25 protein-coding genes and 2 pseudogenes are annotated in these 20,657 nt (G+C 40.5%); 9 read left to right on the top strand and 18 right to left on the bottom strand.

The annotated features are described in order from the left end of the window. Positions 1 to 43: 43 nt before the first annotated feature. Positions 44 to 577, top strand: a complete 534-nt coding sequence (locus tag ACKTT2_RS49465) for an acireductone dioxygenase (protein ID WP_407900482.1) — start codon at positions 44 to 46, stop codon at positions 575 to 577. Positions 578 to 617: 40 nt separating this feature from the next. Here the strand turns inward: ACKTT2_RS49465 and ACKTT2_RS49470 are convergent, their stop codons facing one another. From ACKTT2_RS49470 to ACKTT2_RS49500, 7 genes are all read right to left on the bottom strand, one after another. Further along, positions 618 to 1,412 (bottom strand): hypothetical protein, encoded by a 795-nt coding sequence (locus ACKTT2_RS49470; RefSeq protein WP_407900483.1) that lies wholly within the window; start codon positions 1,410 to 1,412, stop codon positions 618 to 620. Positions 1,413 to 1,614: 202 nt separating this feature from the next. After that, the gene (locus ACKTT2_RS49475) at positions 1,615 to 1,977 is read right to left on the bottom strand and encodes a four-helix bundle copper-binding protein (RefSeq protein WP_407900484.1); all 363 of its coding nucleotides are present in this window, start codon (positions 1,975 to 1,977) and stop codon (positions 1,615 to 1,617) included. Between the two features lie 465 nt (positions 1,978 to 2,442). Further along, the gene (locus ACKTT2_RS49480) at positions 2,443 to 2,625 is read right to left on the bottom strand and encodes a hypothetical protein (protein WP_407900485.1); all 183 of its coding nucleotides are present in this window, start codon (positions 2,623 to 2,625) and stop codon (positions 2,443 to 2,445) included. Positions 2,626 to 2,807: 182 nt separating this feature from the next. Then, complete coding sequence (locus ACKTT2_RS49485) at positions 2,808 to 3,056, bottom strand: hypothetical protein (protein ID WP_407900486.1); 249 nt, start codon at positions 3,054 to 3,056, stop codon at positions 2,808 to 2,810. Positions 3,057 to 3,625: 569 nt separating this feature from the next. Further along, positions 3,626 to 3,838, bottom strand: coding sequence for a WD40 repeat domain-containing protein (locus ACKTT2_RS49490; protein WP_407900487.1), 213 nt, complete (start codon positions 3,836 to 3,838; stop codon positions 3,626 to 3,628). Positions 3,839 to 3,941: 103 nt separating this feature from the next. Beyond that, a complete protein-coding gene (locus ACKTT2_RS49495) occupies positions 3,942 to 4,472 on the bottom strand; it encodes a Uma2 family endonuclease (protein WP_407900488.1) in 531 nt (176 codons plus the stop codon). A 402-nt stretch (positions 4,473 to 4,874) separates the two neighbouring features. Beyond that, positions 4,875 to 6,056 (bottom strand): pyridoxal phosphate-dependent aminotransferase, encoded by a 1,182-nt coding sequence (locus ACKTT2_RS49500; RefSeq protein ID WP_407900489.1) that lies wholly within the window; start codon positions 6,054 to 6,056, stop codon positions 4,875 to 4,877. Positions 6,057 to 6,515: 459 nt separating this feature from the next. Between ACKTT2_RS49500 and ACKTT2_RS49505 the strand changes: the two genes are divergently transcribed. The 3 genes from ACKTT2_RS49505 (at position 6,516) to ACKTT2_RS49515 (ending at position 10,042) form a co-directional block, all read left to right on the top strand. Beyond that, positions 6,516 to 7,427 carry an FHA domain-containing protein gene (locus tag ACKTT2_RS49505; protein WP_407900490.1) on the top strand — a complete coding sequence of 304 codons (912 nt, stop codon included), beginning with the start codon at positions 6,516 to 6,518 and terminating at the stop codon, positions 7,425 to 7,427. A 132-nt stretch (positions 7,428 to 7,559) separates the two neighbouring features. Further along, the gene (locus ACKTT2_RS49510; protein ID WP_407900491.1) at positions 7,560 to 8,969 is read left to right on the top strand and encodes a hypothetical protein; all 1,410 of its coding nucleotides are present in this window, start codon (positions 7,560 to 7,562) and stop codon (positions 8,967 to 8,969) included. A 278-nt stretch (positions 8,970 to 9,247) separates the two neighbouring features. After that, positions 9,248 to 10,042 (top strand): superoxide dismutase, encoded by a 795-nt coding sequence (locus ACKTT2_RS49515; protein ID WP_407900492.1) that lies wholly within the window; start codon positions 9,248 to 9,250, stop codon positions 10,040 to 10,042. A gap of 269 nt (positions 10,043 to 10,311) precedes the next feature. Here ACKTT2_RS49515 and ACKTT2_RS49520 read toward each other — a convergent pair. The 4 genes and pseudogenes from ACKTT2_RS49520 to ACKTT2_RS49535 form a co-directional block, all read right to left on the bottom strand. After that, a pseudogene (locus tag ACKTT2_RS49520) lies at positions 10,312 to 11,631 on the bottom strand (IS4 family transposase). A 443-nt stretch (positions 11,632 to 12,074) separates the two neighbouring features. Beyond that, positions 12,075 to 12,422, bottom strand: coding sequence for an alpha/beta fold hydrolase (locus ACKTT2_RS49525; RefSeq protein WP_407900493.1), 348 nt, complete (start codon positions 12,420 to 12,422; stop codon positions 12,075 to 12,077). A gap of 85 nt (positions 12,423 to 12,507) precedes the next feature. After that, complete coding sequence (locus ACKTT2_RS49530) at positions 12,508 to 12,858, bottom strand: alpha/beta fold hydrolase (RefSeq protein ID WP_407900494.1); 351 nt, start codon at positions 12,856 to 12,858, stop codon at positions 12,508 to 12,510. 176 nt (positions 12,859 to 13,034) lie between these two features. Further along, the gene (locus tag ACKTT2_RS49535; RefSeq protein ID WP_407900495.1) at positions 13,035 to 13,259 is read right to left on the bottom strand and encodes a hypothetical protein; all 225 of its coding nucleotides are present in this window, start codon (positions 13,257 to 13,259) and stop codon (positions 13,035 to 13,037) included. Between the two features lie 85 nt (positions 13,260 to 13,344). Between ACKTT2_RS49535 and ACKTT2_RS49540 the strand changes: the two genes are divergently transcribed. Both ACKTT2_RS49540 and ACKTT2_RS49545 read left to right on the top strand, forming a co-directional pair. After that, positions 13,345 to 13,704 (top strand): PadR family transcriptional regulator, encoded by a 360-nt coding sequence (locus ACKTT2_RS49540; RefSeq protein WP_407900496.1) that lies wholly within the window; start codon positions 13,345 to 13,347, stop codon positions 13,702 to 13,704. Between the two features lie 16 nt (positions 13,705 to 13,720). Then, a complete protein-coding gene (locus ACKTT2_RS49545; protein WP_407900497.1) occupies positions 13,721 to 14,053 on the top strand; it encodes a hypothetical protein in 333 nt (110 codons plus the stop codon). 326 nt (positions 14,054 to 14,379) lie between these two features. Here ACKTT2_RS49545 and ACKTT2_RS49550 read toward each other — a convergent pair whose 3' ends face one another. Then, a complete protein-coding gene (locus tag ACKTT2_RS49550) occupies positions 14,380 to 14,832 on the bottom strand; it encodes a hypothetical protein (RefSeq protein ID WP_407900498.1) in 453 nt (150 codons plus the stop codon). Positions 14,833 to 15,006: 174 nt separating this feature from the next. Between ACKTT2_RS49550 and ACKTT2_RS49555 the strand changes: the two are divergent. Beyond that, a pseudogene (locus tag ACKTT2_RS49555) lies at positions 15,007 to 15,168 on the top strand (IS4 family transposase); the annotation flags it as partial. A 689-nt stretch (positions 15,169 to 15,857) separates the two neighbouring features. After that, positions 15,858 to 16,349, top strand: a complete 492-nt coding sequence (locus ACKTT2_RS49560; protein WP_407900499.1) for a sterol desaturase family protein — start codon at positions 15,858 to 15,860, stop codon at positions 16,347 to 16,349. Positions 16,350 to 16,407: 58 nt separating this feature from the next. Here the strand turns inward: ACKTT2_RS49560 and ACKTT2_RS49565 are convergent, their stop codons facing one another. The 4 genes from ACKTT2_RS49565 to ACKTT2_RS49580 form a co-directional block, all read right to left on the bottom strand. Beyond that, positions 16,408 to 17,316: an isopenicillin N synthase family dioxygenase gene (locus ACKTT2_RS49565; protein ID WP_407900500.1), complete on the bottom strand. Its 909-nt coding sequence runs from the start codon at positions 17,314 to 17,316 to the stop codon at positions 16,408 to 16,410. A gap of 210 nt (positions 17,317 to 17,526) precedes the next feature. Next, entirely contained in the window at positions 17,527 to 17,874 is a 348-nt protein-coding gene (locus tag ACKTT2_RS49570; protein WP_407900501.1) for a protein-S-isoprenylcysteine O-methyltransferase, read from the bottom strand. A 116-nt stretch (positions 17,875 to 17,990) separates the two neighbouring features. Continuing rightward, on the bottom strand, positions 17,991 to 18,305 hold the full coding sequence (locus tag ACKTT2_RS49575; protein ID WP_407900502.1) for a hypothetical protein: 315 nt from the start codon (positions 18,303 to 18,305) through the stop codon (positions 17,991 to 17,993). 112 nt (positions 18,306 to 18,417) lie between these two features. Continuing rightward, positions 18,418 to 18,954, bottom strand: a complete 537-nt coding sequence (locus ACKTT2_RS49580; RefSeq protein ID WP_407900503.1) for a hypothetical protein — start codon at positions 18,952 to 18,954, stop codon at positions 18,418 to 18,420. Between the two features lie 145 nt (positions 18,955 to 19,099). Here ACKTT2_RS49580 and ACKTT2_RS49585 point away from each other — a divergent pair, with 145 nt between their 5' ends. Then, positions 19,100 to 19,297 carry a hypothetical protein gene (locus ACKTT2_RS49585; RefSeq protein ID WP_407900504.1) on the top strand — a complete coding sequence of 66 codons (198 nt, stop codon included), beginning with the start codon at positions 19,100 to 19,102 and terminating at the stop codon, positions 19,295 to 19,297. Positions 19,298 to 19,548: 251 nt separating this feature from the next. Here the strand turns inward: ACKTT2_RS49585 and ACKTT2_RS49590 are convergent, their stop codons facing one another. Both ACKTT2_RS49590 and ACKTT2_RS49595 read right to left on the bottom strand, forming a co-directional pair. Continuing rightward, on the bottom strand, positions 19,549 to 20,169 hold the full coding sequence (locus ACKTT2_RS49590; protein ID WP_407900505.1) for a hypothetical protein: 621 nt from the start codon (positions 20,167 to 20,169) through the stop codon (positions 19,549 to 19,551). A gap of 4 nt (positions 20,170 to 20,173) precedes the next feature. Beyond that, on the bottom strand, positions 20,174 to 20,602 hold the full coding sequence (locus ACKTT2_RS49595; RefSeq protein WP_407900506.1) for a hypothetical protein: 429 nt from the start codon (positions 20,600 to 20,602) through the stop codon (positions 20,174 to 20,176). Positions 20,603 to 20,657: the final 55 nt, after the last annotated feature.

Below are 20,657 nucleotides of genomic sequence, written 5' to 3' on the forward strand. Positions count from 1 at the left end.
TTGTAATTAAATATAATTTTTATAGTAATTTAACAAATATATAATGGCAATCTTACTCTTAGAAGACGGTACACTCGAAAGCAATTTAGTTGAAATCTCTCGCCAACTCTCTCCACTTGGAATCTACCTCAGACATTACGATCCAGGTACTTCTATATTTTTGCCAGATTTGATTTCACAAGAAATCCTCACCGCTCGAGAGAAAGATTATATTTTAGAAATTCATGACAGTCTTTTTGAATTTCTTAAAAAAGAAGGAAACTATCTTTGGAGTGACCTACTAACCATGCATCCTGGGCTATCCCAACTTCAGATGTTAATCAACACGTATAATCGTTACCACGTACACACTGCCCCTGAAGCCCTATACATATTGGCAGGGGAAATGATTTTTGGATTTGTACGTCCTGATGGCAGTCAGGTACAGCTTTTAGTTCAATCGCAAGATTACATCCACATTCCAGCCAGAGTCGAACATTGGTCAAGTCCCGCAGCATCGTTACATTGCAAAGCAGTACGCTATTTCACAACTGTAGACGGTTGGATACCACAGTATACAGTGACCAGTGACCAGTGACCAGTGACCAGTAACCAAAGACAAATGACAAATGACAAAATTATTCAACATCTTCGCATCGAACTAACAACTGTTCCATGGCTTCTGCTAAAGATATCAACTCTGTCCAAGAAGAACCACTAACTAAATCTTGAGCATGAGCTAATCGGTTTCGCAAGTGTTCGGCGGATTTTAAAAAACGCTCTCCAGAACGTTTGGACTTCAGCCCAAGCTGTTTGAGAAGTTCTGGTTGCTGTAAAACTAATTCTCGCTTGTCACAAAATTGAATGTAATCAAGCAAGTCTGTCGCTTCGTTTCTTGCCTGACTCTCTTGCCACAGTCTTCTAGCAATTTCCAACCTCTCTGATTTTAGCACTTGTTTCCAGGAATCTTGGGAATAGTAACGTCTTACCAAACGAAGTAGATTCATCTCTAGTAGGGTTAACAAACCAAACAGGAGCATTCTGACTGGTGCTTTTTGCAAGTCTCCATAGGTAACAATTCCACTGACTCTGTTGCAATCTAACACAAAAAGTCTGGAAGTTTGTCGCAGGATAGGTAATAACTTCATGAGAGGGGTAGAAATAGCAATCAATTCTTTTGGATGAAAAACTTGTTGGTAATCGCTGCACTTACCTTGTTTAGCTTTCAGACTGTTTCGTTCTATGTAACCACTAACAGCACCTTCTGACTCTACTCCAATAACATCAAAATCTTGCACGACCATCCAATGCCATACTTCTGCTACATCTGCATCTGCTGGAACTGCTTTGAGGGGTTCAGCAACGTATTCAATGGTAATGTTATTTTCAAACAGGTTTCTCAAATCTTGAGAACGAGATTTTAAATGTTTCATTTTTAGGGTCAGTGGTTAGTGGTTGGTAGTTAGTTGTTTGATGACGCACAGTCTGGAGTTTTAACCACTAACTACTATCTACTAACAAATAACAATTTTAAGATAAAATTGCGATCGCTCACAAAACGTCAAGCGCCCAGACCAAAACAGCCTGGGCGCTTGAATATTAGGTTGCAGATAACCTTCTGCTAGGTCGAAAGAATTAAACGTGCATCATTCCCATCATCTTGCAGCTTTCAGCGCACTTGTGGCAAGCAGCTGCACATTCCATCATCTTGGAATCGTCGCTCATTTGTTCGCACATCATAGCACACTTCTCGCACATTTCAGCACAAAGCATACAGGTACGATGCATAAACTCAGAACCACTCATCATCATGTTCATTGCCATCATGCACATTTCAGAACAATCACGCATCATGCTCATCATGCCCATGTCCATTTGCTTGTCACTTTTTGTCATGCAGTAAGTCATGGTTTCCATACACATTTTGTGGCAGTCCATGCAAGCCTGCATGCAAGTTTGCATTTCAGCAGTCATGTTTTCATTCATTATCATCATCATACGTAAGTTCCTCCTTTAGTGGACTTATTTCGTACATTAATGGTGTTTTTTTGAAAAGTCAATCAGGGAATTATGACAGAATTTTAAACATGACTTTCTCGATAAATTTATGGGGATTTCATAGATAATTTCACACAATTAAGTGTGCTTTTTCTATTACAATATGACAAATGCTTGCTAATTCAAGGTAAAAATCTCCCCTTAAAGTAAGGAGATTAGTAGAACAAGTCATTATATTAGAATGTACGGTAAGCTTAAGTTGAATTTTTGGTAATGTTTTCGTGACAATCAAGCTATGTTTGTAAACAATCAGGGCTGCTCGAGCGCACAAATCTTAAATAAATTTAAACTAAGGAATTGTCAAATTGCTTGTATTCGGGTCAATCATTGGCTACCAACGGGCGAAGTGCTGCAATGCCATAGCCCTGCCCTGTGCGTAATCAATCCCTAGTGCCGTAATTCGCTCTAAAATTGGGTCAGAAATTCTGCAACCGGATTGAGGTATTCAATTGTGTGAACCGCATCTGTGGTCATAACCGCATCTTTGATCGATTGCAACGTCACTTGGGCTAATTCTTTTTCTTGAAAAAGTGTTTCTTCGGTTTGCTTGAGGGCTGTGATATCGCGTCCCACCGATTGAAATTCCATATGGCACGCCCGGATAGTGAAAATTGAGCTAGTTCATTGCTTGGAGCTAACTGAGAGTCAAGTCAAAACGCTCCTCGTTCGGATGCGTGAATGTTTTTTCTGACCATTATTGGTAGAGGTTTGGTTGGGATTGTTGGGCAATTTCCCAGTGTGAGATTGGTATTTGCAAAGGAGAGTACACTTCATAATGCTTGATTTGAGCGGTTAGCAAGATATTCATCTATAGTCATGTACTCACCAACTGCATACTCAGCGCGAACTGCTTGAATTTCTGCCTGTGTTTCTGCATCATCTTCATACAGGGCTTCTTCGGCTTCAAAAATTTGTTGCTCAATTATCTCTTGAAGTTGACGTTTTTCTTCTAAGTTAAGGGAAGATATGACTGACGCTAAAGCTTCCATGGAGAGTTGTAATTTAACGATGGCTGGCATTGTTATACAATTGATTTTGTGATTTTTGACATTTTCTAACTCCTATTAAACTTATTCTATAGCAATCCTATTGAAATCGTGAAAATTACTTTTTTAAGGAACCACAGAGGCGCAGAGGACTCAGAGGTTAAGAAAGAGAGGATTTTACAAATGATTTAGGACTGCTATAACATTTATATGCGAACACACTTACCATATTGACATTCCCTAAAGAATTATGAATCAAACCTTCACGACTCAACACCTTTCTCCAGAAGCGATCGCAAGGCTTGTCAACGACCTACCTGATTATATCAAAGCTGCACTCTTGAAAAAGTCCGCTCTCACTTGAATGTTCCCTCGAAGCTACAATTGAAATGGCAATCTCCAGTTTTCTAGATGAAGAAGCGTTTAGCTTTGAGGACTGTCAACTTGCTCAACGTCTGAAAGAGCGAGAGCGTTAGATTTGCTGTAATTGACATTAAAACTTTGTCGATTGCAGAAATAATTTTCGCCCTTTCTCAAGTCATCAGTGCAATTCCCCCAATAACCAATGACATTTTGAGCAAATGTTTGAATAGATAATCAAATCAGCAAGACATACCCCAAACTTTAATTATTTTGTCATCACCTCCACTGACCAAAGTTTTGCCATCAGGGCTAAAAGCAAGACAGTTAATCGCGCCTTTGTGTTGAAAAGTATAAAGCAAATCTCCCGTGCGAGCATTCCAAATCCGGATTGTTTTGTCTTCACCTCCACTGGCGAGAAGAAGCCCATCTGGGCTAAAGGCTTCTCGACTCATGTTAGTGCTGATTTCCGGAGAATTTATGTTTTAGCTTAATGTATAGATTATAACGATAAAGTTCAGGTGCTGTTTTCCTAAGAATGAGTGAGTGTATGTTTCTTTATTCCTCGGTTCCAAATACAACACCTTCATACAGCAATTCAATAGGGCATTCAAATTCAATACTTGATAAAGTGATAATATCTCCAGCAGTGTAGGGATAGTAAAGCCACATTCTACCCTCTCCCCGAGAGTAACGCTCGACGGAGATTTTTTCAGAGTCAATCAAGATATACTCTTGCAAAGTGGTATCTGGGGAGAGGACTTCGACAATCAGCTTGGGAAATTGAATAAATTTGCGGGCGTTGAGGTCTCGAGGGTCGCAACTGACGATCGCATCAGGATAGTAGTACTGGCTCTCTTGACTGACTTGTACTTTCACATCTGACACATTCACCCGGCAACCTCTCGAACGCAGATGAGGGTACAAGGCTCTGTAAAGGTTTAGAGCAATGTCATTATGAGGAATTGTACCAAGAGTCATGGCAAAAACTTCGCCGTTGGCATATTCGTAGCGAACGTCTTGACTCTGTTCCCATTCGAGATATTCCTCAACGGTCAGTTTTTGGGGTTGTTGGGTGATGGCTACCATAATCTTTGAACACCTTGACTTTTTCGTGGCTCTGGTTTGATTGTAGCGTTCTGGGTGAGGATGAAAGTTAGTCAGAACTCTGATTCAGTACCTGCTACTACAAATATTGAAGCGGTTCAAGGAAATAGCGCAGTTTGAGTTGAAATCATACCCATTTATCTTTCGCGTTTGCACTTTTCGATTTCGGTAAGTGGTAAAAGCATAGCTTCCTTCATTTTCTAGCGAACCTTGTCCCAATGAGATCGGTTGATGTGTCCAGCCAAGCTCGCTAATGTGGAAAGCAGTCCCCAAACATTGTGAATAGCTGTCATTCACAATTTTGAAGTTTTTTAATGTCCCACTCTTCTTTTAATTTTTGAACTGCCCTCATCCCCAACCCCGAACCCTTAGAGAGAATGGAGTTTACGTAATACTGCTTCGTAATTTCAGTAAGCGATTTTCTGCCTCGGCTAAAGTTTCTAGTTTTTTACTAAAACAAAATCGAATGTATTTTTGTCCAGCCTCTGGTGTGGAAAAAAAGCTATAACCTGGAACCACTGTCACTCCAATTTCTTTAATTAAAAACGTAGCAAATTCCATAGCGGTTTTGTTAGTAAAGGAAGTTATATCTGAAAAAATGTAGTATGCTCCTTTAGGAATAAAGTAAGGCATTCCCACTTTGTCTAAAATCTGAATTATGCTGTTTCTCTTTTCCTGGTAACGGGTTGCTAGTTCTTGATAGTAATTAATGGGAAGTTTCATTGCTGCTACCCCAGCCCGTTGTAGGGGGGCGGGGGAACCTACAGTCAGAAAGTCATGAACTCTACGAATGGCTCCAGTTAATTCTGGATTTGCTATGATATATCCAACGCGCCAACCCGTTACACTGTAGGTTTTGGATAAACTATTAATGGTGACTGTGCGATCTTCCATTCCCGGTAAGGTTGCCATTGCAACGTGCTGGTTGCCATCGTAGAGAATGTGCTCGTAAATTTCGTCAGTAAATGCTAGTACGTCCCACTTTTGGCAAAGTTCGGCAATTAAAGTTAGCTCTTCACGGCTAAATACTTTTCCGGTTGGATTGTGGGGTGTGTTAATAATGATAGCTTTTGTGCGATCGCTAAATGCTTGACGCAGTTCAACTTCATCAAATGTCCAGTTAGGTGGATGGAGGGACACGTAACGGGGGGTGGCACTTGCTATGATTGCATCGGGTCCGTAATTTTCGTAATAAGGTTCAAAGATAATAACTTCGTCACCTGGATTTACTGTAGCAAGCATTGTGGCTGCCATTGCTTCTGTAGAACCACAGGTTACTGTAATTTGTCTTTCGGGGTCAATATCTAAACCCAGATACCAACGAACTTTTTCTGCCAAGGCATGACGGAAAGGGCGATCGCCCCAGGTAATGCCATACTGGTTAATATCTGCTGTAATTGCTTCACAAGCTGCTTGCTTTAACTCTTCTGGACAGGGAAAATCAGGAAAGCCCTGTGCCAAGTTTACAGCATCGTGTTGCAACGCTATTCTGGTCATTTCACGAATGACTGATTCTGTAAATTGACTTGCTTTGACGGAAATTTTCTGCTTTTGCACTTGAGTCACCCCATCGCTTCATTAATGGTAAATCCTAAATCTAATATACGTTTAACTGATTGATATAATGTGTTTTTATAGTAACGGCTTGCATCTACCAGACCCCCGACTTCTTTAAAGATACAGCTGGTCAACTGGGTATACCCCTCATTCTCTCCTTCCTAGGCTCTGCCTAGGAATGCATTTCTAGAGGCTCTCTCTGCCTCGCGTAACAGGTTGAGTACGGAAGGCGGAGTCTCCCAATCGCGCATTCCCAGGTAGAACCACCGGATCGAGGTGGGGTCTCAGAGGGAGATGAGCAAACCGATCGCTTGCTAACGAATATGTACTTGCGCCCTCTATAAAGTCATGAGTTTTGATTTATACAAACTTTGTCTACATCAAGTTTTCATAAAACTTAGGCTGTAATAGTCTACGCATTTCTCCTCAGAATCTCTTGGCGCAAGCTTTTTAACAAGGTATTGAACTTTGCGTATTTTCTACAATAAATTACCTAAACATAATAATTCACAAGCAGTACAAGTATTACAATTGAGACACAAGAATTACCATTTTTTAAATGAATTAATGCATGAAGCCGTAGAACAAGTTATGCACAACACAACTAGAGCACAGCCTACAGGACTAAGTTTAGAGCTTTTTCATGTTCAAACGAACACTTCGTTTGACTTACCACTCAATTTTACTGTACTTCGTATTGGTAAGCCAAAAGACCAGATAGTACCAGATGTCAACATTGTTAACTTGCCAAATGCTGACTTTGTTTCTCGTCTTCATGCGGAACTTAATGTAGAAAAAGGTACATATTATCTTGTCGATTTGGGAAGTGCTAATGGTACATTTGTCAATAACATTAGGTTAAAGTCAGGAAAGCGCCACAAGCTCAACTTTGGCGATAAAATCGATCTGGGGTCTGGAGGTAACGTAACATTTTTGTTTTTGAATAAACAGAGTGCGGTTGCCCAATCCGATAAAACTGCATTGAACCACTTACCTACAGTGATTCAGGTAGAATTGTTGGTCAATTCCAAGCCATCTGTTATGGAGCGTTCTAATAAATTTGTAGGCATAATGGTGATGCTTTTAGGCGTATTGATTTTAGCAGCGAATATGCCCATTGGTATTAAAATGCGCCTTCCTGGTGTTATACTATGCGCTGTGGCTGTGGGAGCTTTATCTTTGCCTCGTATCAATCAAAATGTAGGGTGGCTTTTGATGGGCTTGGGAATCTCAATTATGTTGTTCACGGAAAAAGCCTTTGCACCAATACCTTTGTTAGCTATCCTTGCAGGTGCCATTTTAATAATAGCTGGATATCGTGTGTATACGAGTGAGAAATTCTTGAATTTCAGTTTCCCTGGAAAGGTGCGAAAAAAATAATCTACCAAAGGATAAAGTGTGAAGGATGAAGTGTAAAGTAAGTACATCAACAAATTTGGAGATTGATATTCATTTTCTTTGAAACAAAGAAAGGTAAATCTTGTTATCCTTTATCCTTTATCCTTTTACATTATGTCTTTAATTTTGACCAATACTCAACAGTGGTACGAGAACTACGAAGCTGCTTCTGCTAAAGACAAACATTTATTGATGGTAGAGGCGCTAGAACACCCAATTCCATCAAAAGCGATCGAGGAATGCGATTTGGGAATATTGCTCATAGAACTTGTGGATGAGATGGGTAGTAATAATCTCATTTCAGATGCTCTAGCGCTTATGGAAAAAGTGCAGCAGCAACAGCCAGAACTTTATGCTCGAGAATTCCAATACCTGGATAGCCTACAAATAAAGTACTACCTTTTTTCCAATCAACCAGAACTCTTAAGCTGCTGTCTCGAACGGTTTAAGAACGATCCTGCCAGAAGCATCGATACAATGATGTCTTCCGTTATTGAATATTTACGATTTTATGGTGCAACACGGGAAATTGTCGATCTATGCAAGAGTACTTATCAGCCAATCAAAAATTCACGAGAAATAATTCCTGGGACAGAAGATGAACTAGCCAGTGTCATCCTCATCGATCTTATGGAAAAAGCTTATCGACAGTTGCAACAAGGTAAAACTGTTGATTGGGATGCATTTGGGGATGCGGTAAAGGAGTATATTACAGAAGCGCCTCAACTCTGGATTGCAGAAGTTCGTCGTAACTTAACTAAAGAAATAGAAGTTAATCAACAATTTTTTACAGATTTTAAAAAAGAGCAAAAACGAGATGAGAACCTACGTGCTTTGTCATTGGCATTTTCTATTTATATGTCTGTTCAAAAACAAGTCAGTTTTATTACAAGCCAAAGAATTTGGGGATCTGTTTTTGAATTTCTGAATTCACGAGAGTTACCATCTACTGAGTTGGGATATCCCGCTCGATTCTTTAATTTTTCTGAAGAAATACTGGACAAACACATAGCCCAGTTAATTGAGAGTTTATTATCTGATAGTCAGGTTGAAGCAGCAGCAGTTCTTTGGGGAATTCCCTATGTTTACGACTTTTTATTAAATAAGCAAGTCATTGAACAAGCAGTACATCAGCAAGCAATTGCTGTGACAAATGTACTTAAACAAAAAATGATTGAGTTTTTTGATAAGTACTTGTGGCAGTTAGATTTTGTGCATCGCTGGTTACCACCCGATAGTGTGTCTGAGACTGATTTTACTGCTGAAGCTGCTTTGTTTGCAAGCAGTATTGAAAAAGTGACACCTCTTGCAACTGAACCGGGTAAAGGGAATCTTGAGTCTTTTTACAATCAATTTAAAGATGAGGAAGAACCACCATTTTTGCCAAATCCAAGACCTTCCGATCCACCTGAGATACAACTAGAAAAGTTACCTAAGAAGCGTAAGTCTCCGCTTATGCAAGCAGCAGATTTGTTTGATAAAAATAATTCTTCAAAGGGCAAGCAGAAGAAAAAGAAGAGGTAGTAACTGTATTTTACAAATGCTGAAAGTATGTGTAGTTGCTACACAGGAACTCATTTGGTAGGTAATGCCCAACGCCACTCCTTTGGGCACGCACAAAGATGCGCTTTGATTTATAAAATACAAGTAGGTAGGGAAGACAGGCCACCAAGAGCGAATGTGCGGCATAGCCCTACCTACAGTACCTAAAATTGTTTATAAATGATTTAGGACTGCTATATACTGAGCGATATCCTAATTACAACAAAAAATGTATTAATATAAAGATTTGGAGTTTAAATATGGTGAGGTTTTTGTGGAAACAAATCAGTTATCTTTTGATAGGAATCTCGCTGTTTGCACTACTCGCTTCTTGTCAACCAACAGCACCAACAGCTGAATCACCGTCTTCTACAGAGACATCAACAGCAACACCAGCTCAAACCACACAAAATCTTCCTGTAGCCTATAGCGATCGCGAACTAGAAACTCCCGCAAAGTTACCACCATTACCCTATCCTGAAGATGCTTTAGAGAAAGTTATTGATGCAGAAACTATGAAACTGCATCACGACAAGCACCATGCAGCATACGTCAAAAACCTGAACGATGCATTGGAAAAACATCCAGAATTGCAAAACAGGAGTGTAGAATCTCTATTGCGCGATCTGAACAATGTTCCTGAAGATATTCGTAACACAGTACGCAATAATGGTGGCGGACATCTCAACCATACTATTTTTTGGCAACTTATGAGTCCTCAAGGTGGTGGGGAACCAACAGGCGCAATAGCAACAGAAATTAATCAAACTTTTGGTAGTTTCGATGCTTTTAAAAAACAATTTAACGAAGCAGGAACAAAGCAATTCGGTAGTGGTTGGGTTTGGTTAGTGCGTAATGCCCAAGGGCAACTGCAAATTGTATCGACACCTAATCAAGACAACCCGATTGCCGAAGGCTCTTATCCAATTATAGGTAATGACGTGTGGGAGCATGCATATTACCTCAAATATCGCAATCGTCGTGCTGAGTATTTAGAGAATTGGTGGAATGTGGTGAATTGGTCGGAAGTTAACAAGCGAGGACAAATCAAGTAATCAGTGACCAGTGACCAGTGACCAGTGACCAGTGACCAGTGACCAGTGACCAGTGACCAGTGACCGATGCAAGTACCATATATGTCACTGGTTAGTTAGAACGATGAGAGACATGGGCATCTTAAGAGAGTGGTTCACATTGCTCCTGCTTCTTTTTAACTGTCCATGTCTACATCCAAACACAATCGACCAACTGCTAAAAATGCTGACTCGACATGGCGAGCGCTCGCTATATGCAACCGGGTACAATCCTGGCCATTGGTCACAAGTTAAGCCTGTACCGCAGTTGTCAAGGGAGTTTTAGAAGATGGTTGAAAGAAAAATTGGTCAGAGCCTCGCTGTTTGTCAGGGAATGGTGCAACAATTAACTTAACGTTGGGTTTTCGCTGTCGTTTAACAATACCTAAATCTTGATTTTCAGGAGCAGCAAAATATTTAACTGGGTCAGAAGCAAGACCTTTTTGATGTGCAACAGAAAAATGATAAAGACCACGATAAATCATTTCCAAAGAAATGTGGTCAAAAGGTAAAGATAGTTCATCAGCTACGGCATCACCTAAATCTACTAATACGGCATAAAATAACCAGGTGCCCCAAATCTGTAGCTGAATACCATTAAGAGAGCCTGTCCATAAATAACTTAAACCCAAAAGCCGTTTAACAGTATTAAAAGCATCTTCAATTCGCCAACGTCTCCGATATAAATCTACCACCACCTAAGGAGGTAAAACAGTCGGTTCAAGTACGCTTGTTAAATAGGAATGCCAGGTCTTGCCCGAACGTATTTCAATCAAACGTAAGGTAATAAATGGAGTTTTCTTAGTGCCAGACCCTAAACGTATCAAACGGTCTTTGAGAGCATAACTATCTGTAAATACTTGCTCAACTTTAATGGATGCCCCCTTTTTCAAACGAGTAATAAAGTGAACTTCTTGTTCAATTAAGGAGAGCCAAAAGCTAAAATGATAAAATCCTCTATCCAGTAAAAGTAACGTCTTCGCTGTGACCAAGTGTAAGATATTTTCTTCAAGCTTAGTATCAGAAGCTCTCGGATTTTCCTGAAACCAAATCTCTACTGGTAGTCTAGTTATTAAATCTATCACTGTTCCCATTTTACCCGCTAATTGCCCTTGGGGAACTTCTTCTAGGCTTTTAAGTTTACAAAATAATGCTTCTAAGGTTGAACAGTCTACTATCCAAAGTTTTGGAAATGCGGTAATGATGAACTGAATACTTTCTGGTAGAGGTCGTTTATTTCTGCTATGCCAAGCAGTTCTTAAACTCGGCAATAAATTTTTAAAGACTTTCTCAAATAATTCGGCTGGAAAACTCAAAAATCGTTGAGAGATTGCTTGTTGACTTACAGTCTTAGATTGACACCATAAAAAACCTTCTCTCGATAACATTCTTGTCAGTTCTGTGACTCCCGCGACGTCTCGCCACAGTAAAGTTAGCACCGCAGCTACCATAAACGGTAAGTTGAGAATTCTGTCTCTTAGTCCCAGTTGACGGTAGTAGTTTTCTTGTGCGGTGATGGCTGGTGTAACTAATGCTTCTAATTGAGAAGCAATAACTTCATCTTCCACCATCGGTCGTTGCGTCTTTTTGGCATGATCTCGGTTAGTTTTTCGGCTACTGCTCACGGTGACTACGATCGCTCAACTACTTGTCCTTCCTGAGTTAAACATGATTTTGTTTGAATATAAATGTTCTCCAAAAACTTGTTGATAATGATAATCAAATAAAGGGGTAAGGGAGGAGGCGAGCGACACTCGCCTCCTCTCCTCCGGCACGATTATCATTGCTACAAACAGTTTTTTCTATCCAAAGATATATTGACAAAATTTACTGATTTTTAACTTGTTCCGAATGCTATCAAACACAATTCTCAAGTCGTCTGTTTTTATAAATGCCTTAAGGGACTTTGTTAAGTCGGCAAAGATGTTAAAAACTTGTGCGACATTAGGAGAGTTAGACATGGTGATAGAAGAAAGTAACATTTTCTTGAGGTACAGTCACAGAGGTCACTGTATCAATATTGCTCGAGTTGACAAATAAAATCCAGTATGAGTGATGTAAATTTCTCAGGATACCAGAGTCCCCATTCGTGCCAACCTTCTTCTACAGTAATTAATTTAGAGTTGGGAATAATTGCTGCCATTTCTTGAGCGTTATTTAATGGCGTAGCTAGGTCTTTTTCTGACCATAATAACAAACAGGGTGCTGGGATTTTCGGTAGCAGATAGCTGATATCTTCGTATAGAGAAATTAGCAATCCCTGAATGACATTTCCTGTATTGAATAACAAGTTATAGGAGAAAACCAAAGGAATATCAACTAATTTCAATCTAGGTCTTGGAAGAAACATTTGAACCGTCATTTCGATTGCCCTTCGCGGTATCATCTCCGGTATAGATGGTGTGGGAATCTCGGTACTATCTACCAGAATTACACTTCTGACTTTTTCACCGAACAAGTGTAGATAAAGTAATGGCAATACCCCCACCTAATGAGTGTCCTACTATATGAAATTGTTGTAAATCCAAAACTTCCAGAAATGAAAGGAGAAATTTGCTATAGCTAACGTAATCGGGAATTAGCTCGGAGTAAGTCGATCTTGCAAAACTGGGCAAGTCAGGAGCAATTATGGTATGCTGCTGTGTTAGGAGTTTCAGCACTTCAGTATAAGGCTCAGTAGAGATTCCCCATCCATGTAGAAATAAGATGGGGATTGAACTCGACTCCAACCTACTTTGCTGATAAAAAATAGTGCCATCTTGTAAATCAACCCGATGATTAGTTAATTGGGATTTCAAAACCACAACCTCATTCACACTTGACTTGATAAATCACTTAAGCGTGCTATATAACAGTAGCAAACCCACAGGGTTGACGAACCTTTCTCAAGAATTATATAAGTATCTTTTCAAAGATTTTTTGGGCTGCAATGCGGTTTAAGTGGCAATGACGTTTTTCTACTTATACATTCTGTTTAGGGAACGCGAGAGCAAGAGTTCCCTTCTATTTCCGGAAGAGCAAAAGCCGTACCAGTACCTGATGGAGGTCTACTTGGTAGCCTAACTCCTGCACTGGCAGTTGGTGGCCAATCAAATCCATTTTGAGTTGCCCGATGATGTTTGAGAACGCGGTAAATATCGAAAACAGCCCAGCAGAAACTGCAAGCACTGCCCGCGAGCAAGAAATAGATAAAAATCATGTCTTCACCTTAAAGTATATCGTACTTCGATATATTATAGTATGATATATCTAAGTTTGATAGAGTAGAAGTGTAGAAATAAAAGATGAACGCCAACAGCGATCCGAATAATTTTTTACCTCTGAAGCCAGCAGTTTTCCATATCCTTCTATCCCTAGCAGATGCCGAACGTCACGGATACGGCATCATGCAGGAGGTACTTTTTCGCACGGATGGCAGAGTCAAAATTGGTCCAGGCACTCTCTACGGGGCAATTAAACGTCTTTTAGCAGACGGACTGATTGCTGAATCAGAGGAACGTCCCGATCCACAACTTGATGACGAGCGACGACGCTATTACTGTTTAACTGAGTTGGGTCGAAAAGTCATTACGCTAGAAGCTAAGCGTTTAGCCAATTTGGTAGACATGGCTCATGCAAAACAGTTACTCAATCCTACCCGTTGACGAAAGGAGTTAGGCAATGTCACTGTTAAAGTTAGCTCTTTTGGTTTCAGTTCGCTTCTACAGATTGTCGCTATTCGTGTATCCAAAGAACTTTCGAGCCGAGTACGGTCATGAAATTGTAATGTTATTTAGCGATATGAGTAAAGATGCAATTCGGCAACGGGGATGGTTGGGGCTGTTCTCTGTATGGTCCGTGGTACTACCAGAACTAAGGGCAACAGCTCGAGAACAACACTTACTTGCTCTGAGTTATTATCAAGTTAAAAGAATTAAGACCAGGCTCTTGCAAGCTATTGTTAGCTTGATTATTTTGGTCTTAAGTTTTCTTTACTTGTTGCATACTCAATAGTTACACGAGATGGGGGAGCAAGACTTCGCTCCGTCCCAGACATTTTAGTCATGACGGCAATTGCATGGGACATACACTGTTTTTGACATAAAGTGGATGACGCGGATGCTCTTTTTTAAAACTATATTGCTCCATAGTAAATATCAATAAACCATTTCCCTAAGGGAGATCCAAAAAATAAAATGTCCTGCCGTACTCGTTATCGGGTGTGCAAGACGGTTATTAGTGTTGGTGCCCAGCCTTTCAGGCTGGGCGAGGGCGGTATATTTTATGACTCGTAAGTGCCTTACCTTTAAAGAGAACTTTGCACTGTCCAGCTAATAACTTTACCGAACTTTCTTCAAAACACTAGAGACAATATTGTCGTCAGGAGATGTTTGTAATGCGAGAATTTCTCTACCTTTGTCAACAATAATGCCAGATTCAGATAAGTTGCGAACTACTCCTTCAGTTGAAATAACCACTTCGTCGATTTCAACAGTGCAATCCCGGTTGACTGTATAAGTACCATGATAATTCACATTGGCGAAAGTGCCGTTAACATTGTTTATGCCTACTCCAGTAAAATTGCCGTTGCCATCGAAGTTACGCCAGTTTGCTACACCAAAAGGGACATAGCTACCAACTCCTGTCAATCGATAGCCGGTGGCTTCTACTCCATATACGCCTTTGATGGTTGCCTCCGTACAACTAAACCCATCCTCAAGTGCCTCCCCATTAGCGTTTTGCATCAGACGGCGCTTAACCGCTCTGTCCGATCGGTCGAACAATGATTTCATTGACATCCACCTCAGCTGGCTGCTCGATCGCAAACAAAATGGCACGCGCGATCGCGTCTGCTGGAATAATTGCCTAAGCAGGCAGATCTCAAAGCTTTGCCTCAGCAGATTGAAAAGTCTCTGGCTACCAACCTGAAAGTTCCTTACTTTGCAATGTCTTGAGCGCCGCCCGAATATCGACGAAGATGGAGAATTAAAGAGGCTTTTCACACTGTAAAACGTTTGTTGGGATTGTCTTATTTGTAGACTAGTTCTATTAATGGTATCAAATTACAAGTGTGGGCTACTTGGCTTTTTTATGCTGTTTTAGTGGATCTCGAAGATGCGATCGCCGATTAACTCTCTCTACAGGACGATCGCCGATGCGTTATTGAAGTGCATAAGTTTATGTATGCTTACAACTATAAAGAAGGAATGTTTTCAAGTTTTATAGCAGTTTGCAAGTCAGTGAGGAACCTTGGTAGGGGCTTTCCGTCCGGAAAGCCCTTACAAATGGGTGTACCTCACGTACATGAAATCTGTTGTATTTTCATTTCGTCAATTAGTGAGGACTTATTAACATAATAAACTTTAGCATTTCAACTGTTGAAAGAGCGAGTCTTTCCCACGCTCGTGCAAAACAAGTCGGCATTGCCGATTCGGATTTGGGTAGCGGGGTGTTCGACAACAGAGGAGGTCACTATAGAGTTTCTAGCTTTTCTTATGATGAAAAATTATGCTCAATTTAAATCATACCAAATGTTCTATTCCAAGGAGAAAACGTTAAATTGATGAACCACTCATTTTGCTTCTATTCGTTTTTCTTTTTCGGGATTATTTTTGCCCGATACTTTCTGATCGCAGGGGGAGCGTACTTGCTCTTCTATTCGATTCTAGGGAAATCTCTCGCCAAACAGAGTTTACGTTTAAAGCCACCGTTGAGTCAGTCGATTTGGAAGGATATTGAACTATCGATTCTCTCAGCGGTGATTTTTGCTTTTTGTTCAGCGTTCATCATCTCAGAATACGATTTGGGAGTAACGCTCTTGTACACTGACCTATATGAGTATGGACTGTGGTATTTAGGAGTCAGCTTTGTGGCAGTGCTCATCCTTCAGGATACGTACTTTTACTTTATGCATCGGATGTTTCACCACCGCTTGCTTTTCAGATGGATGCATTTTGGACACCACCGTTCAGGAGAGCCAACACCGTGGAGTTCCTTCGCGTTCGATCTGCCAGAGGCAATTGTACAGGCGCTCTTCTTTATAGGTGTAGTCTTCCTAGTCCCACTCCATTTCATCACCTTAGTTGCCTTGCTCATGACGATGACGATATGGGCAATGTTGAATCATCTTGGATTCGAGCTATTTCCCCCGTCATTTAAGAGCCATTGGTTCGGAAGGTGGTTCATCAGTGCAACGCATCACTCGATACATCATCGCAAGTACACCGTCCACTACGGATTGTATTTCACACTCTGGGACAAACTGCTCGGTACTCAAGACCCTAATTATGAAGATGAGTTCCACATCTAAAATTTTCCGGTAAGCGCCATAATCGCTCGCAAGCTCGCTTTCTCCTCAAGAGAAGGGTTTAATATGTTGCTTGCAAACGGCTCAAAAGGTATTCCCCTGCCTTAATTGGTGGATAAATCGGCAACGATTCCTTTCGACAGCTTTCTAAACAAGCAATTTCCGTATCGTCATTTGGATGACAGAAAAACGCTACTGAGTACCTTGACTGCTTTACCCTACCATCATTAGGAACCATCACCCGATGTTTAGTAGAACAAAACACGTGATTTGTCCACCGTGCCATTAAATCCCCAGTATTGACTATAACAGTACCGGGAATCGTCTGCGCTGCAATCCATTCACCAGTTGCTGTCTGAACTTCTAAACCTCCAACTTCATCCTGAAACAACAAGGTAATACTGCCATAGTCGGAATGTTCGCCCGCACGAACTTGTCCTGGTAATGGTGGTTTTGACAATGGGGGATAGTGCAGCAGGCGTAGGGTATGATTGTGCTGGTTGTGGTTTGTGGCCAAAAAATCGAATGGTAATTGCAAAGCCAAAGCAAAAGCTTCTAGTACTTGATTCGCAAGTTTTGTGCAAGCTTGGTGAAAGGTGAGAATGCAAGTGCAAAATTCCAAGTTCCGTGGAAATTTTTTGATAGCAATAAATTCTTTGTCTACATTAAAAGCTTCTTTCAAATCGCCCGGATTGTTAGGGTCGAGGCGTTCTCTCTCTACACCAACGTAACCTCTATTACTAAATTCATCACTCCAAGCTAGCTGCTGCTTGATTGACAAAGGTAAATTGAAGAAGTATTGGCTCTGTCTGAATACTTGCTCAACTTTGTCTTGAGATATGCCGAAATTTTGTAAATACATGAACCCAATTTCATGGCAAGCTATATAGATTTGCTCAACTACAGTTTGCCTAGCTATTGCATTATGACTGGTAAAAAGAGAAAAATCAATGACTGGAATATTATCCATATGACGAGTGATTTTTGATTTTTTAAGTTTTTTAAAAAATTTCTCCATTACATACAATGAGTAAAGTTTTTGTCATCCAAAATTCATTAAAGGTAGGATTATTATCTGAAATTCCGTGAATAATGTTTGCTTGGAATATTGAATGAAAGCATCAATCGGTAGAAAAAATTATAAGTAGGAAGACTGTCTAGTTTTACCATCTTGAAGTAGCTAGAACAGATAAGGCACTAATCGTTTTGTGGACTGCTTGTAAGCTTCATACTCTTCGCCGAATCGATCGAGCAGCATTCGTTCTTCTCGATCGATTCGAGTTGTACACGCAATACTGAAACTCATCAGTCCAGAAAATCCTGCAATCCAGTTTGGTAGCAATAATGCTTGAGCAACACACCACAGCAGGACAGACGTGTACATGGGATGACGAATGTACTGGTAAACTCCATTGCTGATTAAGGTATGCCCTGCTCGAATTTGCAGCGTTGGCGACCAGTTCTGTCCCAAATCGTGATGAGCACGCCAGAACAACCAGAGCGCGATCGCTTGAAAGGATCGGCACATTAAGCCCCTGTCTATCAATATAACTGCTCTATACCATTATTAGCCCTCATGCTGCAAGTCAAGCAAAAATATGTTATGACTTCTGCCTCATATTGAAAGATATACAAAACTCAATCTCAAGTTTTCTCTTCAGATGTCTCTGTTTTTTGCTCGGGTGACTTCTTCACACTCGATTCTTGTACTTGCTTGAGATGAATATTATTCACCTGCGTAATAAAGTTTTCGATCGCCATTTGTGCCTGTTTTTGATGCTGAGTTTCATTAGCTACATCATTATAACGGTAAGGTTCACTGACTCCCAAGACAAATTTCTCTTGTTCTGCTTCTAACAATTCAACGCTGGTGTTAGCAGCAATCCAATTCTCCAGAAAAGGAAAGGAGTCTACTCGGGAAGCTATGAAAAACGCTTTTTGCGTAAGTTGTAGCTCCATTCCGCCATGAAGTAGGGTGGGGATTGAGCCAACACCGCTAAATAGAATGAGCGCGGATTCAGGCTAAGAGTCGGGTATAACTTTTCGTCCGATCTTGTTTGCACAATGTCAATTATGCCTTTTGTCTCAAACCAAAGCTATACCGGGTTGTCTTGATGTTCGTTATGGAGTGAAAAGGTCGCTCAAGGGAGTTGATAAACCCTGGTGCTCTTAGGAAAATAACACGACCGGGCGTGCTGTCAATTTTTCTTGAACTTTTACCAGAGCGATCTGCACACAAGCTAAATTGTCCGGCTCCTGCAATATTAAAAATGGCTACTAGGTTAATTGCGCTTAAGCCATCCCGATGCGGTGTGATGCCCAACTCCCCTGGCTCGTACTTTTGTAGCACCATTTTATTAAATTCTAAAGGGGTCGTGAAAGGATAGGGAACAACAGTAGCTAACTGTTCTGCCATGAGAGCTTGAAATGATTCTTTTAATCTAAAATACAATGATAAAGATGGAAACGCATCAAATGAACTACATTGTTGTCTAACAATGCGAGATCCCGTTCCCACAACCTCAGTTTTTGGTGTGTAAATGTAGCTTTGAGCTTCTTTGAAAAGAGCCAATCGGGTTGCTTCGTCCAGCATAGGTACAGAAATCACACCTACTGTAGAGAGTTCCTCTATCAGGAGATGAATATTAAAGTTATTTAGATAGAAGAATACAGCCTCCTTTTGTAAGCTATTAGATAAAGTTTAGCTGATATTAGGGTAAATGTAAGCAACACGTATAGTTAAAAGTCTGATTGTGAGTCGTCAACCCAACCAACCACAAAGGTGTGTTGAATTAAGAGTGACACCAAATTTTGCTAAAAGTTACCTCAATTTGCCCTTACAGCAGTTAGTCGCAAAAGGCGTTGAGGTGATAGAGTTACCAGATGATGAAATTTTCACACTTGTTGAATTGGACAAACGTCCCCCTCCACCTCCAAACGAATGTTTGTAGAATGCTTGAGGTGAGAGATCGTACTAAATACGCTGACTGATGAGAGACAAGGTGCGATAAGCACTACGATCGGCTTGTACTAAAGCGATCGCAATCAATTCTTGATACCTGGACAAACACATAAGTAAAATTGAAGGTTTTTAAGTCTTGTTTACCGAACTAAAATAATCGGCGCATAGAGCAAGTCACTTGAGACTTGCTGTTTGCTTCTACCAATGCGGTAACTAGACCTTGACAGCTTTTAGGTCTAGTTACACATCTAGTTCATCGAGCTGTCGCTGTAGCTTTTGCATAAAGTCAGATGATGAGTTTGGCAGTAATTGTATAATCGCCTGACGAACGAATTGCACTGAATCCCTCTCAACTAAACAGTGTAAGTCTCGTTGTTGCCAATATCCAATTTCATCAAAAACATTATCTAAAATTTCTAGACATTGAGATCGATCTAACATTTCAACAACTAGAGTATGAGCCAGAACAAAATTAGCGATCCCCCCAGATTCTGGTTGAGATGCAAATTGTGTTTTGCAATGTCCTGTTGCCATCCAGTTTTCATCATGAGAATAGTGTCCTAGAAAAATAACTAAACCTTCACATCCAGATCTAGGAAGCGTCTCAAATCCAATTAAATGAGTAGGGTATATAGATTCACCTGTAGCAAAATTATGTTGAATGGCTTGAAGAGTAAGGAGCAAAGATGTTCCATTTTCAGAATTGAAAACACAGTCTTTTCCTTCCAGCTCAGTGACATTAGCATCTACCCATGTAAAGGGAAGTAGTTGTGCATGGTGATGTAATGAATGCAAAATAGAACGGATTTCATTAATAGGGCGATTACCAGCATTAAATTGGTAGTGAATACTATATCCCATAACTTCAATCCCACCAAAATACAGCAATAGGGGGTGTATCGTGATACAGCCCTAACAAGGCTTGAGCTTTATCTCCATCAATCACCTGCAACGTATCGCAGTTCCACTGTTCACCAAGCTCTTGAAGTGGAGTAATGCTCATTTGGTTTTGCGCTAATACGTAAAGTGTATCAGCATGCCAAAATTCTTGAAGATCCCTCAGCATAATCAGTGACATGGGCAGTGGAGGATGGGAGTTAAGTGGTAGCATCGATCCCATCCAAAAACTTTGCCATAACTGAGGATATGTATATAAATCCGCTAATACCTGCTCTGCATTAAAGGTATCGCATTTTGCCTGAAGCATCAAAGCAGCTACCAATTCCTGAGAGGTGCAGTCTTTAATAAGCTTTTGGCGAAGAATCTCACTGAATCTCGTTTCATTGTCGGACATTGTAAGACCTTCAGTTTTCAAATTTATCTATTTAGAAATTCTACTTCTCTTTAGC

This window comes from Scytonema hankhaensis NUACC26 (assembly GCF_045865695.1).
Classification (GTDB): Bacteria; Cyanobacteriota; Cyanobacteriia; order Cyanobacteriales; family Nostocaceae; genus Scytonema.